At 53.6% G+C, this 16,890-nt stretch carries 12 protein-coding genes and 1 other annotated feature; all 12 genes read right to left on the reverse strand.

Going from position 1 to position 16,890, the window contains the following annotated elements; translation table 11 throughout:
• Positions 1-226: 226 nt before the first annotated feature.
• On the reverse strand, positions 227-2,878 hold the full coding sequence (locus KNP77_RS08750; RefSeq protein WP_214890159.1) for a valine--tRNA ligase: 2,652 nt from the start codon (positions 2,876-2,878) through the stop codon (positions 227-229).
• 55 nt (positions 2,879-2,933) lie between these two features.
• Positions 2,934-3,154 (reverse strand) — a binding site (T-box leader).
• Between the two features lie 47 nt (positions 3,155-3,201).
• Positions 3,202-4,506, reverse strand: coding sequence for a glutamate-1-semialdehyde 2,1-aminomutase (gene hemL / locus KNP77_RS08755; RefSeq protein WP_070327715.1), 1,305 nt, complete (start codon positions 4,504-4,506; stop codon positions 3,202-3,204).
• Positions 4,503-5,483: a porphobilinogen synthase gene (gene hemB / locus KNP77_RS08760; protein ID WP_071399362.1), complete on the reverse strand. Its 981-nt coding sequence runs from the start codon at positions 5,481-5,483 to the stop codon at positions 4,503-4,505. Before hemB ends, hemL begins: the two co-directional genes overlap by 4 nt.
• The gene (locus KNP77_RS08765; protein WP_214890161.1) at positions 5,480-6,145 is read right to left on the reverse strand and encodes a uroporphyrinogen-III synthase; all 666 of its coding nucleotides are present in this window, start codon (positions 6,143-6,145) and stop codon (positions 5,480-5,482) included. The genes hemB and KNP77_RS08765 overlap by 4 nt, the downstream gene beginning before the upstream one ends.
• Entirely contained in the window at positions 6,138-7,055 is a 918-nt protein-coding gene (gene hemC / locus KNP77_RS08770; RefSeq protein WP_131440976.1) for a hydroxymethylbilane synthase, read from the reverse strand. Before hemC ends, KNP77_RS08765 begins: the two co-directional genes overlap by 8 nt.
• Before the next feature lie 58 nt (positions 7,056-7,113).
• On the reverse strand, positions 7,114-8,457 hold the full coding sequence (gene hemA, locus KNP77_RS08775) for a glutamyl-tRNA reductase (RefSeq protein ID WP_214890165.1): 1,344 nt from the start codon (positions 8,455-8,457) through the stop codon (positions 7,114-7,116).
• A 186-nt stretch (positions 8,458-8,643) separates the two neighbouring features.
• Complete coding sequence (locus tag KNP77_RS08780) at positions 8,644-9,816, reverse strand: AI-2E family transporter (RefSeq protein ID WP_236633418.1); 1,173 nt, start codon at positions 9,814-9,816, stop codon at positions 8,644-8,646.
• A gap of 95 nt (positions 9,817-9,911) precedes the next feature.
• Positions 9,912-10,508: a ribosome biogenesis GTP-binding protein YihA/YsxC gene (gene yihA, locus KNP77_RS08785; RefSeq protein WP_071399358.1), complete on the reverse strand. Its 597-nt coding sequence runs from the start codon at positions 10,506-10,508 to the stop codon at positions 9,912-9,914.
• A complete protein-coding gene (gene lon, locus KNP77_RS08790) occupies positions 10,505-12,808 on the reverse strand; it encodes an endopeptidase La (RefSeq protein ID WP_070327724.1) in 2,304 nt (767 codons plus the stop codon). Before lon ends, yihA begins: the two co-directional genes overlap by 4 nt.
• A 72-nt stretch (positions 12,809-12,880) precedes the next feature.
• Positions 12,881-14,149, reverse strand: a complete 1,269-nt coding sequence (clpX, locus tag KNP77_RS08795; protein WP_016508522.1) for an ATP-dependent protease ATP-binding subunit ClpX — start codon at positions 14,147-14,149, stop codon at positions 12,881-12,883.
• A gap of 210 nt (positions 14,150-14,359) precedes the next feature.
• On the reverse strand, positions 14,360-15,652 hold the full coding sequence (tig, locus tag KNP77_RS08800; protein ID WP_070327725.1) for a trigger factor: 1,293 nt from the start codon (positions 15,650-15,652) through the stop codon (positions 14,360-14,362).
• 98 nt (positions 15,653-15,750) lie between these two features.
• Positions 15,751-16,656 (reverse strand): hypothetical protein, encoded by a 906-nt coding sequence (locus KNP77_RS08805; RefSeq protein ID WP_214890168.1) that lies wholly within the window; start codon positions 16,654-16,656, stop codon positions 15,751-15,753.
• Positions 16,657-16,890: the final 234 nt, after the last annotated feature.

Below are 16,890 nucleotides of genomic sequence, written 5' to 3' on the forward strand. Positions count from 1 at the left end.
AAGATGATTTTACTCATGATTGTTTCTCCCGTCTGAATGAATAGGTTCATTATAGCGATTCGTACGCACACGAAAAACCCCGAGTGAGGGACTTTTTCAAGTGTCCATCATTCGGGGTTCAGTTCATTCGTGACGTCGGGGGTTCTTCTCGTTTAGATGCCAAAATTCTCCCAAACCACAAAAAAAACCTTCCTTGGAGCATAAATCTCCAAAGAAGGTCCAACTTTTACTTACGCAACTCTTCAAGACGCGCACGCACGGCGTCACGCTTGTCGAGGTAGTCTTTTTCTTTCGCTTTCTCTTCGTCGATGACGTGAGCCGGTGCTTTGCCGGTGAAACCTGGGTTGCCGAGTTTCTTCTGCACGCGTTCGACTTCTTTCTCGTACTTCGCCACTTCTTTTTCAAGACGGGCGATCTCTTCTTCGAAGTTGATCAAGTCGGCGAGCGGGATGAACAGCTCCGCGCCCGTCATGATCGCTGACATCGACTTGTCAGGGGCCGTCAAGCCACGACCGATTTCGAGCTCGGTCGCGTTCGTGAACTTGCCGATCGTCGCTTCGTTCTCGCTCAAGTATCCTTGTGTCGTGTCGTCACTCGTCGCGATGAACAGTTGGATCGGTTTCGACATCGGTGCGTTCACTTCCGAACGGATGTTACGGACTGAACGGATGACGTTCATGACCGCTTCGAACGCCGGTACCGACTCCGCATAGTGGAGGTCGTCACGACGCGTCGGATAGCTCGCACGGACGATCGAGTCGCCTTCGTGCGGCAAGTGCTGCCAAATTTCCTCTGTCAAGAACGGCATGAACGGGTGCATGAGACGCATGATCGAGTCGAGTGTATGCGCGAGCACCGAACGTGTCGTCGCTTTCGCCGCTTCGTCCTCACCGTAGAGCGTGAGTTTCGCCATCTCGATGTACCAGTTACAGAACTCTTCCCAGATGAAGTTGTACAAGTAACGACCGGCTTCACCGAACTCGTACTTGTCGACGAGGCGTGTCACTTGGTCGACCGTGTCGTTCAATCGTGTCAAGATCCACTTGTCGGCGAGCGTCTTCTCACCTGAGAGGTCGATGTCTTCAAACTTCATCCCATCCATGTTCATGAGGGCGAAGCGGCTCGCGTTCCAAATCTTGTTCGCGAAGTTCCATGTCGATTCGATTTTCTCCCAGTAGAAGCGAAGATCGTTCCCTGGTGTCGAGCCCGTGAGCAGGAACCAGCGGAGCGAGTCGGCACCGTACTGGTCGATGACTTCCATCGGGTCGACGCCGTTACCGAGCGATTTCGACATCTTGCGGCCTTCCGAGTCACGGATCAGACCGTGGATGAGCACGTCGTTGAACGGCTGCTTGCCCGTGAATTCGAGCGATTGGAAGATCATCCGCGATACCCAGAAGAAGATGATGTCGTAACCCGTGACGAGCGCGCTCGTCGGGAAGTAGCGTTTGAAGTCTGCTGAATCCGTGTCCGGCCAGCCCATCGTCGAGAACGGCCAGAGCGCTGACGAGAACCACGTGTCGAGCACGTCTTCATCTTGATGCCAGTTCTCAATGTCAGCCGGCGCTTCTTTGCCTACATAGATTTCACCTGTCTCGTTATGGTACCAAGCCGGGATGCGGTGGCCCCACCAAAGTTGACGGCTGATGCACCAGTCGCGGATGTTTTCCATCCAGCGGAGGTACGTGCCTTCGAACCGCTCTGGGACGAAGTTGACTTTCGTCTCGTCGTTGCCTTGCGCTGCGAGCGCCGCTTTCGCGAGTGGCTCCATGTCGACGAACCATTGCTTCGACAAGTAAGGCTCGATGACTGCGCCTGAACGTTCCGAGTGACCGACCGAGTGCGTATGCGGCTCGATTTTGACGAGCGTGCCATCTGCTTCTAAGTCTTTGACGAGCTGCTTGCGGCAGTCGAAGCGGTCGAGCCCTTCGTACTTGCCAGCATTCTCGTTCATCGTCCCCGACTCGTCCATGACGAGGATGCGCGGCAAGTCGTGACGGTTCCCGATCTCAAAGTCGTTCGGGTCGTGCGCCGGCGTGATCTTCACGCAACCGGTACCGAACTCGACGTCGACGTAATCGTCCGCGACGATCGGGATCTCACGGTTCATGACCGGGAGCATGATCGTCTTACCGACGAGGTGCGCGTAGCGCTCGTCTTTCGGGTTGACGGCGACGGCCGTATCGCCGAGCATCGTCTCTGGGCGCGTCGTCGCGATCTCGATGTGACCTGAGCCATCAGCGAGCGGATATTTCATATGGTAGAACGCGCCTTCGACTTCTTGGTAGATGACTTCGATGTCGGAGACGGCCGTCTTTTGTGCCGGGTCCCAGTTGACGATATATTCGCCGCGGTAGATCAAGCCTTTTTCATACAAGCGGACGAAGACTTCCTGGACCGCTTTAGAGAGTCCCGCGTCGAGTGTGAACCGTTCACGCGAGTAGTCGAGACCGAGGCCGAGTTTTGACCACTGGGCACGGATCGTGTCGGCGTACTCGTCTTTCCATTCCCACGTCTTCTCGAGGAACTTCTCGCGTCCGAGGTCGTAACGCATGATGCCGTCCTCACGGAGCTTCTGTTCAACTTTCGCCTGTGTCGCGATACCGGCGTGGTCCATCCCTGGGAGCCAGAGGACGTCATAGCCTTGCATGCGCTTCAAGCGCGTGAGTAGATCTTGGAGCGTCGTATCCCACGCGTGTCCGAGGTGAAGTTTCCCTGTGACGTTCGGTGGCGGGATGACGATCGTGTAAGGCTGTTTCGAGTCGTCCTCGTCCGCCTTGAACACGTTGTTCTCCATCCAATAGTCGTACCATTTCGCTTCCGTCGCACTCGGGTCGTACTTCGTCGGCATGCTGATTTCGTTTGTTTCGTTGGTCATTGTGCCAATCCTCCTCTATCTGTCTACACAAAAAACGGCTACTCTCGTCCTTAACGCTAAGGACGAAAGAAGCCGTATCTTCCGCGGTACCACCTTAGTTCGCCAACACGTGGCGCCCTCAAAATCGAATAACGGTCGATGGACCGGACCTTCCTACTTGATTCAAAAGGTCAGCTCCGAGGCGACTTCCGCACACTTCCCTCGCGACCTTGCACCGTGCGGCCGCGTCTCTAAAAAGGAGTGTTGTTGCGTACTATTCCTCATCATAGCTTTTAAACGTATCTGTTAAACAATTGTAGCGATTGAAGACGTTTCAGTCAAGATTACAGTGAAAACTCTTGTTGCAGCTCTTTAAACGTCGCATCGACCGCAGCGAGCGTTGCGTCGATATCCTCGTCCGTATGCACAGTCGACAAGAACAAGCCTTCGAACTGTGACGGTGGCAAGAACACGCCGCGCGCCGCCATCTTCTGATAGTACGAGCGGAACATGTCGAGGTTAGACGTTTTCGCCTTCTCGAAGTTCGTCACTTTCTCGTTCGTGAAGAAGAAGCCGAACATCGAGCCGGCCCGGTTCGTGTCGTGCGGGATGTTATATTTCTCGGCCGCTGCCGTGAAACCTGCCGCGAGACGGTCGGCTTTGCGCTCGAACTCCTCGTAGTGCTCAGGCTTGAGTTGCGACAGCGTCGTGTAGCCGGCGATCATCGCGAGCGGGTTGCCTGAAAGCGTCCCTGCTTGGTAGATCGGCCCTTGCGGTGCGATGTGTTCCATGATCTCCCGTTTGCCGCCGTATGCGCCGACCGGAAGGCCACCGCCGATGACTTTGCCGAGGCACGTAAGATCAGGCGTCACGCCAAAGTAACCTTGGGCGCAATTGTAGCCGACGCGGAAGCCGGTCATGACCTCGTCAAAGATGAGGAGCGCGCCGTTTTGTTCCGTGATTTCACGAAGTCCTTCGAGGAATCCTGGCTGCGGCGGGACGAAGCCCATGTTGCCGGCAGCCGGTTCGACGATGACGCCGGCGATGTCGTCGCCGTGCTTCTCGAACGCGATGCGAAGCGCGTCGAGGTCGTTGTATGGGACGGTGAGCGTATGGCTCGCCAAGTCTTTCGGGACGCCCGGTGAGTCCGGGAGACCGAGTGTCGCGACACCAGATCCGGCCTTGATGAGGAGCGAGTCCCCGTGGCCGTGGTAGCAGCCTTCAAACTTCAAGATCTTCGTCTTGCCCGTATAGCCGCGTGCGAGACGGAGAGCCGCCATCGTCGCTTCCGTACCGGAGTTGACCATGCGGACCATCTCGATCGATGGGACGCGGTCGATGACGAGCTCGGCCATCTTTGTCTCAAGCTCTGTCGGTGTCCCGAACGTCCAGCCTTTTTCAGCCTGATCTTGGATCGCTTTCATGACGACCGGGTCGCGGTGACCGAGAATGAGTGGTCCCCATGAGAGGACGTAGTCGATATACTCGTTGCCGTCGATGTCGTAGACGCGTGAACCTTCACCGCGTTCGGCGAAGATTGGTGTCATCCCGACCGATTTATAGGCACGGACCGGGCTGTTGACCCCGCCCGGCATGAGTGGGAGTGCTTGTTTGAACGCTGCTTCTGAGCGAGTTTGCTTGTATGTCATGCGAATTCTCCTTCCAAATAGCGACAGACGTCTTTTGCGAAATACGTGACGATCAAATCGGCACCGGCCCGTTTGAAACCGACCATCGTCTCCATGACGATACGTTGTTCATCGATCCAGTCGTTCATCGACGCCGCTTTAATCATCGCGTACTCCCCGCTCACGTTATACGCCACGATCGGCATATCGAGCGAGTCGCGCATGTCGCGGATGATGTCCATGAACGCGAGCGCCGGTTTGACGATCATGAAGTCGGCACCTTGCTCGACGTCTGACTGTGATTCCCGGAACGCCTCACGACGGTTGGCCGGGTCCATCTGATAGCCTTTGCGGTCGCCTTCACCAGGCGCCGACTGCGCCGCGTCACGGAACGGGCCGTAGTACGCCGATGCGTATTTGACGCCGTAGCTCATGATCGGGATGTGGCTGAAGCCGTTTTGGTCGAGCCCTTCGCGGATGGCGGCGACGAAGCCGTCCATCATCGAGCTCGGCGCGATGATGTCTGCGCCCGCTTGCGCTTGCGTGATCGCCGTCTGGACGTGAAGCGGCAGTGACGCGTCGTTATCGACGTCACCGTTCTTCACGATGCCACAGTGGCCCGTCGACGTATATTCACAGAGGCACGTGTCGGCGATGACAGTGAGCTGTGGTGCCCACTCTTTCACTTTGCGGATCGCTTCTTGGACGATGCCGTGATCGTGGTATGCTTCCGTGCCTTCCGGGTCTTTATGCTCAGGTACACCGAACAAGAGAACGGACTCGAGCCCGAGGTCGACGAGCTCACGGATCTCGTCTTCGAGACGATCGAGCGAGAAGTTGAAGACGCCAGGCATCGAGCTGACTTCGCGTTTAATATTTGTCCCTTCGACGACGAAGAGCGGATAAATCAAATCTTCTTTCCGAACATGGTTTTCACGTACGAGTGCACGCATCGACTTCGACGAGCGCAGACGACGGTGACGGTCGAATTGGTTCATGAAAAATCTCCCCCTACACACTGTATTAATGCATCCATAGTATAACACTCAGGCACTCGGACCGGTAACGTCGAAACTTCTCGGACGGCCCGCTCGGTCACTTCACCGATGGCGTACCATGTCCCGTGGAACCGTTCGAGGTAAGGCGTGAGCGCGTGGACGGCGGACGGACTGAGCACGAGTAGCGCCTCGACATGTTCGAGCGCGGCCGCTTGATCGGCCGTGAGTGCTTTCTCGACCGTCTCATAGACGACCCAGTCGTACACATGCGGCAATTGTCGCATATGCTCGGTGTTCGCCAAATCCCCACGGGCGAACAAGATGACGTCATCCTCCCCGACGACGTTCGCCAACTCGCGGAACAACGCCTCGCCCGTATACGTCTCTGGCATGAGCGAAACGGTGAATCCTTCTGCCTCGAGCGCGTCCCGCGTCTTCTCGCCGACGGCAGCGACTTGAACGTTCCGAGGAACGTCTTGAAGCGCTGGGACAGCGGTTTGACTCGTGACGACGAGCCAATCGAACGAATCAGTTGGCGTTGGTTTCCCGGTCAGCCGTGTCTCGATCATCGGGACGTGATGAACGGAAAGACCGCTCGCGTCGAGCAAGGCCCGTTGCGAAGCGGTCAGTCGTTTTGTCCCTGTGTACCAGACGTCACACATTGACCGAGGCGAGGATCTCGCGTCCGCCACGTCCGAGCAAGTCGTCAGCGACGTCTTGACCGAGCGCGACTTCGTCCGTTGACGTTTTCGTCACACGGAGCACGTCTTTGCCGTCGACCGAGGCGATCAAGCCGGTGAGCGTGACCGTGTCCCCGTCGACCGTCGCGTAGCCGCCGACCGGTACGTGGCAGCTGCCTTCGATCGCCTTCAAGAACGTCCGCTCCGCCGTCGCAGCTTTCGCCGTTACGTCATCGTGAAGGAGCTGTAAAATCTGTGTCACTTCGGCGTCGTCTTTCCGGCTCTCGATCGCGAGCACGCCTTGTCCGACGGCCGGTACCATCATGTCGGCGTCGAGCGCTTCGAACTTGACGCGGTCGGTCCAACCCATGCGCTCAAGTCCCGCTTTCGCGAGCAAGATGGCGTTGAAGTTCTCGGTATCGAGTTTTTTCAAGCGCGTGTCGATGTTGCCACGGATCCATTGGATCTCGAAGTCCGGACGGGCTGCGAGCATCTGCGCACCGCGACGGAGCGAGCTCGTCCCGATGACCGCGCCTTGCGGCAACGTCTCGAGCGTATAGCCGTTCTCGCAAATTAGTACGTCACGCGCGTCGACACGTTTTGGCATACAGCTGATAAAGAGGTCTTCCGGCAGTTCGGCCGGGACGTCTTTCATGCTGTGGACGGCAAAATCGATATCCCCGGCGAGCATCTGCTGTTGGATCTCTTTGACGAACAAGCCTTTCCCGCCGACTTTCGACAGTTGGACGTCGACGATTTGGTCACCTTTCGTCACGATTTCTTTGATCTCGAACTCGTTCTGGGCCCCGGCTTGCTTCAATTGTTCGATGACCCATTTCGTCTGTGTCATCGCGAGTTGTGAGCGGCGTGAGCCGACGATAATTTTACGCATAATGTTTAGTCCCCTTCATAGAAAAAGGCGACGAGATTCGCCGCCTTTTTGGTTTGTATTAGCGCATCAACGCGCGAAGTGGTGCTTTAGCCGCCATCGCTTCTAGCTCTTCCGGTTCTGTGTCCGCAGTCGGAACGTCGACGTCTAGCGCGAACGCTTCGACGAACTGGGCGATGCGCGTGTTCGCGTCCGGCTGTGCGGCCGCGTCTTTAATGTAGTCGATCGGTTCACGCAGCATGTGGTTGATGATCGACTTCATGTGCTTGCCGATGACTTTCTTGTCCCGGTCCGACAGATGGTCGAGCTTGCGCTCAAGACTATCCATCGTCTCTTCTTGGACGCGGAGCGCTCGTTCGCGCAACTCGTTCATGATCGGCACGACACCGAGCGTGACGAGCCATGCTTGGAACTCTTGAATCGCCTCATCAATCTTCACTTCAATCTTTTCTGCCTCGACGAGACGGGCTGCCAAGTTTTTATTGACGATCCCGTTCAAGTCATCGACATCAAACAAACGGACGCCCGGAAGCGACCGGACCGCTGGATCGATATCTCGCGGCACGGCAATGTCAATGAGAAGAAGTGGACGTTCCCGACGCAACAATTGCGCTGCGGCGACGTCGTCATACGCGATAACGGCTTCTTTGGCCCCGGTCGAGCTGATCAAAATATCGGCATCGAGCAGTCCACAGGCGATCTCGCGGATCGAGTGGGCTCGGCCTTTGAACTTGGCAGCGACCGCTTTCGCTTTACTTTCAGTCCGGTTGAAGACGGCAATTTGTTTGGCGCCGGCTTCGAACAAGTTGAGCGTTGTCAGCTCACCCGTCTCACCTGCACCGACGACGACAACTTGTTTGTCATCGAGGCGCGTGTACATCTCTTGGGCGAGCGCGACCGCAGCCGAGCTGACCGATACAGACATTTCCCCAATTTGCGTGTCAGTATGGGCCCGTTTGGCGAGCGTCACGGCTTCTTTGAACAATTTATTAAACACTGTCCCCGTCGTCCCGTTCTCTTGGGCGCGGAAGAAGCTTGACTTCACTTGTCCTAAAATCTGCGTTTCCCCGATGATCATCGAGTCGAGACCCGACGTGACACGGAACAAGTGACGAATCGCTTCCTCCCCTTCACGGATCGACAAGTATGGTGTGAACTGATCCATCTCAAGATCGAACCAGTTCGCTAAAAAACGTTTTGTATAATAACGACCCGTATGGAGCTGGTCTGTGACGACGTATAGCTCGGTACGGTTACAGGTCGACAAAATAACCGATTCAAAAATGCTTTTCTCTTCGCGGAGCGCAATCATCGCATCCACGATTTCTTGCTCCCCAAACGAGAACTGCTCCCGAATCGCGACAGGGGCTGTCTTGTTATTTAGTCCAACGACGACAATATGCATGTACCTCTTCCCCTCATCTAAAATCACAGTGGCGGTTGTCATTTCTTTTTTACGTCTCTACCGTACAGTATAACAATTTTTATTTAGGAACTATAATCTTCTGTTCGATTTTCGTGAAATAATTTAAGAACTTTTTGTGACGAAAAAAAGTAGAAACGGTCAAATTGGCCATTTCTACTTGTTTTGTCATTTAAGTGACGATGAATCTGTGATAATCGTACTTTCCGGCTTGTCTTCTTCTTCCGACTCGAGGTAATGTTGTCGCTCTTTCAATTTATAGATGCGGACGATGTTTTTGACGACGACTTTCGCCACCGCATACGTCGGAACCGCAACCAACATCCCGATGATCCCAGCCAGGTTACCGGCCACGAGCAAGACGATGATGATCGTAAGCGGATGCACTTTGAGCGTCTTCCCTTGAATGAGCGGGGAGATGACGTTCGCCTCGATCTGTTGGACGATGATGATGACGAGGATGACCCAGAGCACTTTGATCGGATCTTGGATGAAGGCGACGACGACGGCCGGTGCCGCCCCGAGGAACGGTCCGACGTACGGGATGATGTTCGTCACCATCATGAAGAGTGCGAGCAAGATGGCGTAGTCGACACCGACGATCCAAAGACCGATGAGCGACGTGATCCCGACGAAGAACGCGACGATCAGTTGGGCGTGCACGTAGTTCTTAACGGTCGTGTGCATGTCGTTCAAAATTTTACGCGTCTCTTTCTCATAGCTCGATGGCAACAGCTTGACGATCGAGTCCGGCAAATGCTTCCCGTCAAGCAGCATATAGAGCAACATGAACGGAATGACGACGATCGTGATGACAGCTGATGTAATGAATCCGATGACTTGGCCGAATGAAGAAGCAATATTGCCAAAAATATCACCGAGGTATGTGGTGACATTGTTGGTCAAGTCGGTGAACATGTCATCGTTCTCCGCCATGAAGCGCGACAGGAACTCGTTTTGCATGAGCGAGTCACGCACTGAGAACGCTTGTTGCTGCAACTCTTTGGCGATGCTCGGCATCGCGTTGACGAGATCGGTCACTTGTTCGACGAGCACGGGCCCGAGAATACTGAAAACGAGCGTGATGATCAGGATAAGCGATGTTAGCGTGATTGCGACTGACATACCACGTTTCCCGGACCGTCGTTCTAAATAATCGACGACTCCAACGAGAAAATAAAAGAAAAGTCCTGAAATAATAAGCGGTACCGTGACGAGCGCCAATATGACTTGGATCGGTTCGAACACGAATGAAATCTCTGTCCCGACCAAGATCACTAAGAAAATCGTCAACGTCCAAAATAAGAAGCGATACCATTTGCTTTCAAACATTCTCTGCATCTTTCCACCTCGTTCATTAATGTATTGCTATACAATATGACAATTATACGATACTTACCCGTTCACGTAACCCTAAAAACAAAAAGACGAGGGGGTTATCCCTCGTCGTCCGTCAACAAATCGTAGATGGCTTTCCACGCTTCGTCTTTTCCTTCCGCCGTCTCGGCCGAGAAAGAGACGAATCGGTCAGTCGATTCGAATTGAAGCTTCCGCTTCACGGCCGCCTCATGTTTCTGGCGCTGCGCTTTCTTGATCTTATCGAGTTTCGTCGCGACGACGATGACCGGAATCTCATAATGTTTCAAGAAATTGTACATCGTCACGTCATCACCCGACGGCTCGTGTCGGATATCGACCAAGAGGACGACACCTTTGAGTGCGCTTTGCGACGTCAAGTATTGCTCCATCATGACGCCCCACTTCTCACGCTCGGTCTTCGAAACTTTGGCATACCCGTAGCCCGGGACGTCGACGAACATGATCTCGTCATTGATGTTGAAGAAGTTCAGCGTCTGCGTCTTCCCCGGTTTTGATGATGTCCGGGCGAGTGCTTTACGCTGACAGATCTTGTTGATGAATGACGATTTCCCGACGTTCGAACGGCCGGCGAGTGCGACTTCTGGCAACTCGTGGACTGGATAGTGGTCCGGCGCCACGGCACTCGTAATAAATTCTGCTTTATTGATTTTCATTGTTTTCCTCCAAATGCTACTTCTAATACTTGATCGAGCATCGTGACCGGGACGAACGTCAGTTTTTCACGGACGGTGTCTTGAATGTCATCGATGTCACGTTCATTGTCTTTCGGGATGATGATGGTCGTGAGTCCGGCTCGGTGCGCGGCGAGCGCTTTTTCTTTCAAGCCGCCGATTGGCAGGACACGGCCACGGAGCGTGATCTCTCCGGTCATCCCGATGTCACGCCGGACTTTCTTCCCGGTCAAGGCCGAGATGAGCGCCGTCGCGATCGTGATCCCGGCGGATGGCCCGTCTTTCGGGACGGCACCTTCCGGGACGTGGATGTGCACGTCTTGCCGCTCGTAGAACGTCGGGTCGATCCCGAACCGTTCCGCGTTCGAGCGGACGTAACTGTACGCCGTCTGCGCCGACTCCTGCATGACGTCGCCGAGTTTCCCCGTCAACTGCAGCTTGCCTTTGCCCGGTGCGAGCGCGACTTCGATCGTAAGCGTATCACCGCCGAACGCCGTGTAAGCGAGGCCTGTGACCGCTCCGATCGAGTCTTCCGTCTCGCCTTTGCCGTAACGATATTTCGGTTTCCCGAGGTAGTCGCTTAGGACTTTGAGCGACACGGTGACACGTTTCTTCTCGCCAATCGCGATCTGTTTCGCCGCTTTCCGGCAAAGCGATCCGATGACACGCTCAAGGTTGCGGACGCCGGCCTCGCGTGTGTAGCGGCGGACGACTTCATAGAGCGCGTCTTCTTTAATCGTGAGCTGGCTCTTTTTCAAGCCGTGTTCTTTATATTGTTTCGGAATCAAGTGGCGTTTCGCGATCTCGACTTTTTCGAGCTCCGTGTAGCCACCGATTTGAATGAGTTCCATCCGGTCGAGGAGCGGGGCCGGAATTTGCGAGACGTCGTTCGCCGTCGCGATGAACAGCACGTTCGACAAGTCGAACGGCTCCTCGATGTAATGGTCCGAGAACGAGACGTTCTGTTCCGGGTCGAGCACTTCGAGCATGGCCGAAGCCGGGTCGCCCCGGAAGTCCGACGCCATCTTGTCGATCTCATCGAGCAAGAACACCGGGTTCTTACTTTCAGCTTGCTTCAAGCCACGGATGATCCGGCCTGGCATCGCGCCGATATACGTCCGGCGGTGACCGCGAATCTCAGCCTCGTCACGCACCCCGCCGAGCGAGACGCGGACGAAGTTACGTTCGAGCGCCGAAGCGATCGAGCGGGCGAGCGACGTCTTCCCGACCCCAGGAGGTCCGGCGAGACAAAGGATCGGTCCCCGCAGCGAGTTCGTCAATTGACGGACCGCCAAGTATTCGAGGATCCGGTCTTTGACCGATTCGAGCCCGTAATGGTCATCGTCGAGGACACCGGCCGCATGTTTGACGTCCAATTTATCTTCGGTTTCAATTCCCCACGGCAGCGAGACGATCCAATCGAGGTAGTTGCGGATGACGGCGTACTCAGGTGACGTCGCTGGGACGACGTTCAACCGTTCCGCTTCCCGCATGACGTTCTTCCGTGTCGTTTCCGGCAAGTCGAGCGCCTCGAGCTTCTCAAGGAGACGGTTCGGTTCCGACTCTTGCGACTGGTCCCCGAGTTCTTGTTGAATCGTCTTCATCTGTTCACGTAAGTAGTACTCTTTTTGCGCTTGTTCAATCGTCTTCTTCGTCCGTTCACGCAACTCTTGCTCGAGCTCGATGATCTCGACTTCATGCGTCATGATCTCGAGCAGTTCGAGCCCGCGTTTGACCGCGTCTGGTTCTTCAAGCATCGCTTGGCGAATGTCGACATCGACATCGAGTTTCGATGAGATGTAGTCGGTCAATGACTCGAGCCGCTCATACATCTCAAACCGACGACGCTCGTCCGGTGACAAGCCTTTGATCGTCCCGACGAGTTTGCCGAACTGTTCTTTCAAGAGACGCACGAGTGCCGTCCGCTCGACTTCTTCCCCTTCAACGAGTTCGAGCGAGTCGACGTCAGCAAACCAACCGTCTTTCGTCGCTTCGACGGCGTTGATTTTGACGCGTTCTTTCCCGACGAGGCGGACCCGTACCGTATCGTTCGACAGTTCGCTCATCTTGGCGATGTGGACCCGCGTCCCGATCGCGTAAAGGTCTTCCGGTTCAGGTGATTCTTTGCCTGTCTCTTTTTGTGTGACGACAATCAAGTCTGTCTCGTGTTCCTTTGCGGCAAGGAGTGCTCGTAATGAGAGCGGTCGCCCGACGTCGATCGTCACTCCGATCAGCGGATAAACGACAACTCCACGCAAAGGAAGAATTGGTAATTGTTCCATTACAACGCCTCCTGTGCAAAAAGGCCCAAAACTCGGTTGTGCCGAGTGTTTGAGCCTTTTTCGTTAAGAACTTTAAGCTGTTTCTTGGTTGTCCCCTGTCTGTTCGACAGTACCATCACGGAGAACATATTTCGGACCGGCAAGACCCGTAATCGTTTCGTCTGTAATGATGACTTTCTCGATATCGTCACGCGATGGGACGGTGAACATCACATCGAGCATCATTTCTTCGATAATCGAGCGGAGACCACGTGCACCTGTCTTACGTTTGATCGCAAGTTTGGCAATTTCAATCAACGACTCGTCTGTGAACGTGAGTTCGACATCGTCGAGTTCGAGCATCTTCACGTACTGACGGACGAGCGCGTTTTTCGGCTTCGTCAAGATTTCGACGAGCGCTGACTCGTCGAGTGTCATGAGCGTCGCCATGACCGGTAGACGTCCGATAAATTCAGGGATCAAGCCGAATTTTTGAAGGTCTTCCGGCAATGCGCGGGCGAGCAAGTCTTCTTGCGTCATCTCGCGATTTTCTTGTTCGTTCCCGAAGCCGATGACTTTCTTCCCGATGCGGCGTTTGACGACCGCTTCGATGCCGGCGAATGCGCCGCCGACGATGAAGAGAATGTTCGTCGTATCGATTTGGATGAACTCTTGATGCGGATGCTTCCGTCCACCTTGTGGCGGTACGCTCGCAGTCGTCCCTTCAAGAATCTTGAGCAAGGCTTGTTGGACCCCTTCACCAGACACGTCACGCGTGATCGATGGGTTTTCCGACTTGCGGGCAATCTTATCGATTTCATCGATATAGATAATCCCTTTTTCAGCCTTCTCGACATCGTAGTCAGCCGATTGGATCAGCTTGAGCAAGATGTTCTCGACGTCTTCCCCGACGTAACCGGCTTCCGTCAAGCTCGTCGCATCCGCGATTGCGAACGGGACGTTCAAGACGCGAGCCATCGTCTGAGCGAGAAGCGTTTTACCGCTACCAGTTGGTCCGATCATGACGATGTTCGACTTCGAAAGTTCGACATCATCAGAACGGCCACCGGCGTTGATACGTTTATAGTGGTTATAGACAGCTACCGAAAGCGCACGTTTCGCCCGGTCTTGGCCGATGACATACTCGTCAAGGACGTTACGGATCTCTTGTGGTTTTGGAATGTCTTTGAATTCGACTTCTTCTTCGACACCGAGCTCTTCCTCAACGATTTCATTGCAAAGTTCAATACATTCGTCACAAATGTATACGCCAGGACCGGCGACTAGTTTACGGACTTGTTCTTGCGATTTCCCGCAAAACGAGCATTTAAGTTGTCCCTTTTCCTCGTTAAATTTGAACATTCGGTACACCCCTTCTGAATGAAAATGGATGTAAGTGCGATAAATCGCCTATTTGTATTTTCAGGTGCAAAGCACTCACGAAAAAACATTTACATCTCTGCGTTGCAATAATTGTAGCATGAACATATAGCGACATCAAAGATTAACACATACAAAGTGTCATTACAGAAAAAAGGACGACTGCGTGGCAGTCGCCCTCATCTCATCTAATTACTTCGCTTTACCAGTTTCAACGAGGATGTCGATCGCCTTACGGAATTTGAGGTCACCTTTAAGTGTCTCGATTCCGCCTTGCGGTGCGAGCATCGTACGGAGTTGGTCCGGTGCGATGTTGTAGAGTTTAGACATTTCTTCGAGTTCTTTCTCAGCATCTTCATCAGTTACTTCGATCGCTTCTTTTTCAGCGATTGCTTTCAAGACGAGACGAGCTTTAACGCGCTCTTCAGCTTGCTCTTTCATCTCTTCACGCATAGCTTCTTCTGTTGTGCCAGTGAGTTCGAAGTACATGTTGAGGTCGATGCCTTGTGAAGATACACGAGTACCGAACTCTTGAACCATGCGGTCTACTTCTTGGTCGATGAGGATTGCAGGTACGTCGATTGTCGCGTTAGCAGTTGCTTGCTCAACGAGTTGGTCGCGCATCGTGCCATCAGCTTCTTGTTGCTTCGCAGCTTCTAAGCGCTCACGAATCTTCGCTTTCAACTCGTCGAGTGATGCTACTGACTCGTCGATGTCTTTTGCGAACTCGTCGTCGAGCTCAGGTACTTGCTTCGCTTTTACTTCGTGAAGTTTGACTTTGAACGTCGCTGGTTTACCCGCCAAGTTGTCAGCGTGGTACTCTTCAGGGAATGTTACTTCGATGTCTTTTTCTTCACCAGCAGTCATGCCTACCATTTGCTCTTCGAATCCAGGAATGAATTGACCTGAACCGATTTCAAGTGTGTAGTTTTCAGCCGTGCCACCTTCGAATTGCTCGCCTTCAGCGAAACCTGCGAAATCAAAGACAGCTGTATCGCCGTTTTCGACTGCGCCTTCTTTAACAGCAAGTTCTGCGCCTTGCTCTTTGAGGGCGTCAAGTTCTGCTGCGACTTCTTCGTCTGTGACGTTCGTTTCTACAGCATCGTACTCGAGACCTTTGTAGTCGCCGAGCTCAGCTTCTGGTTCAACCACGAATGTTACTTTGAAAGTAACCGGTTGACCTTTTTCGAGTGTGCCATCCACGTCGATGTTTTCGAGAGCCATTGGTTCGAAACCAGCTTCTTCGACTGCAGATTGGATTGTGTCACGGTAGAGGATATCAAGCGCATCTTGGAAGAGTGCTTCTTCTCCGTACATTTTGTTGAACATTGGACGTGGCAATTTCCCTTTACGGAAGCCAGGTACGTTCAAGTTTTTGACGACATCTTTAAATGCTGCGTCGACTGCTTTATTGAATGCTTCTGCAGGTGCTTCGTACGTGAGTACGCCTTGGCTACCTGATGTTTTTTCCCATTTTGCTGTCATGCTAAGTCCCTCCAACAAATTCGTTTATTCTTCTATACCGTACAAAAATGTACAACAATCAGTATTATAGCATAAATCCGGTGACTGCACACAAGGATTTAGTCTAGAAACGCTTGCGTGAAACGGATGTCCGCCTCTAAAATTTCAGCCGCGAGCCCGTCTGTTTCTTCATCGTTCAGGATCGCTGCTTTCGCTTTCACGACGGCTGTCTCGATTTCAGATGCCTCACCCGGTGTGAACGGATAGTGCGTATACATGTAGTTCATGAGCAGTTGCGTCGCGATTTCGTCGCCTTTGACGGCTTTCTGCACATCGTGGACCACATGCTCCCATTCGTCCATCTTCACTTGTGCCTCTGCCTGCGTCAGCCGATGATGCGTTTCGAGGTCGACCCATTCGATGACGGACAGTTCTTCGAACGCTTTTTCGAGCACGATCAGCTTCATCAATTTCGGGCGATCTTCAAGGAGCAGTCCCTTCAATACGTTGTCGAGTACGTCATCGATATTGAAATGGACGTGCTCGAGCAGTTCAATCTGTTCCCCGACACTGCCACGATGAACCGTCCGTTTCAGTTTGGCGATGGCCGCCGGAAACTCGGTCATCTTAAGTACTTGGAGCACTTGGTAAGCTTGGGTGTTCACTTGATCGGCCTTGTCTTGCCACTCTAAATATTGATGGATCCAGTGTGCCGCCTCGAAAGGTTGGTCACGCATGATGTAGTACTGGGCAATTTGAAGCCCGCCGGCTGCCGGTTCTTCTGCCTCATGAATCTGCGTCGTGACGAGTTCTTCGAGTTTTTCAAGCGTTTCCGGCTCTTCCGGACGCTCCATCAAACATTGAAAAATTTCCATGAAAATAAACTGATCGCCTTTGACGGCTGCGTACCAATCCCATAGGATCGGCTCGACCCGTTGCCGCTCCCCGGCCGCGTCCGCTTCTTGAATCATCTTCTGCAGCCGCGACCAGTTCCCTGGAAACGGGTACTCCCGCTCTTTTTCCATCTTCACACACCCTTTCTTCCATCCATCTCCATCTTCCTTAGGAATTGCTGCGTTGTCAATCAATACCCCGGAAAACGAAAAAAGAGACAACCTCCGTGGAGGCTATCTCTATTTTAAATGGAAGTGTCCCAAGAGGGATTCGAACCCCCGACCGACGCCTTAGCTTACCACCATGGCTTTCGCCACCAACGCATGTTGTTTGTAGTCTGGACTATATCTTCACCATTTCAGGTG

It is taken from the genome of Exiguobacterium sp. s142, assembly GCF_018618455.1.
Taxonomy (GTDB): Bacteria; Bacillota; Bacilli; order Exiguobacteriales; family Exiguobacteriaceae; genus Exiguobacterium; species Exiguobacterium aurantiacum_A.

What these genes read in the sequence shown, in the direction of transcription:
- KNP77_RS08750 (WP_214890159.1), bottom strand. Translation starts at nt 2,878, where the DNA reads ATGACCAACGAAACAAACGAAATCAGCATGCCGACGAAGTACGACCCG.
- hemL (WP_070327715.1), bottom strand. Translation starts at nt 4,506, where the DNA reads ATGACATACAAGCAAACTCGCTCAGAAGCAGCGTTCAAACAAGCACTC.
- hemB (WP_071399362.1), bottom strand. Translation starts at nt 5,483, where the DNA reads ATGAACCAATTCGACCGTCACCGTCGTCTGCGCTCGTCGAAGTCGATG.
- KNP77_RS08765 (WP_214890161.1), bottom strand. Translation starts at nt 6,145, where the DNA reads ATGTGTGACGTCTGGTACACAGGGACAAAACGACTGACCGCTTCGCAA.
- hemC (WP_131440976.1), bottom strand. Translation starts at nt 7,055, where the DNA reads ATGCGTAAAATTATCGTCGGCTCACGCCGCTCACAACTCGCGATGACA.
- hemA (WP_214890165.1), bottom strand. Translation starts at nt 8,457, where the DNA reads ATGCATATTGTCGTCGTTGGACTAAATAACAAGACAGCCCCTGTCGCG.
- KNP77_RS08780 (WP_236633418.1), bottom strand. Translation starts at nt 9,816, where the DNA reads ATGCAGAGAATGTTTGAAAGCAAATGGTATCGCTTCTTATTTTGGACG.
- yihA (WP_071399358.1), bottom strand. Translation starts at nt 10,508, where the DNA reads ATGAAAATCAATAAAGCAGAATTTATTACGAGTGCCGTGGCGCCGGAC.
- lon (WP_070327724.1), bottom strand. Translation starts at nt 12,808, where the DNA reads ATGGAACAATTACCAATTCTTCCTTTGCGTGGAGTTGTCGTTTATCCG.
- clpX (WP_016508522.1), bottom strand. Translation starts at nt 14,149, where the DNA reads ATGTTCAAATTTAACGAGGAAAAGGGACAACTTAAATGCTCGTTTTGC.
- tig (WP_070327725.1), bottom strand. Translation starts at nt 15,652, where the DNA reads ATGACAGCAAAATGGGAAAAAACATCAGGTAGCCAAGGCGTACTCACG.
- KNP77_RS08805 (WP_214890168.1), bottom strand. Translation starts at nt 16,656, where the DNA reads ATGGAAAAAGAGCGGGAGTACCCGTTTCCAGGGAACTGGTCGCGGCTG.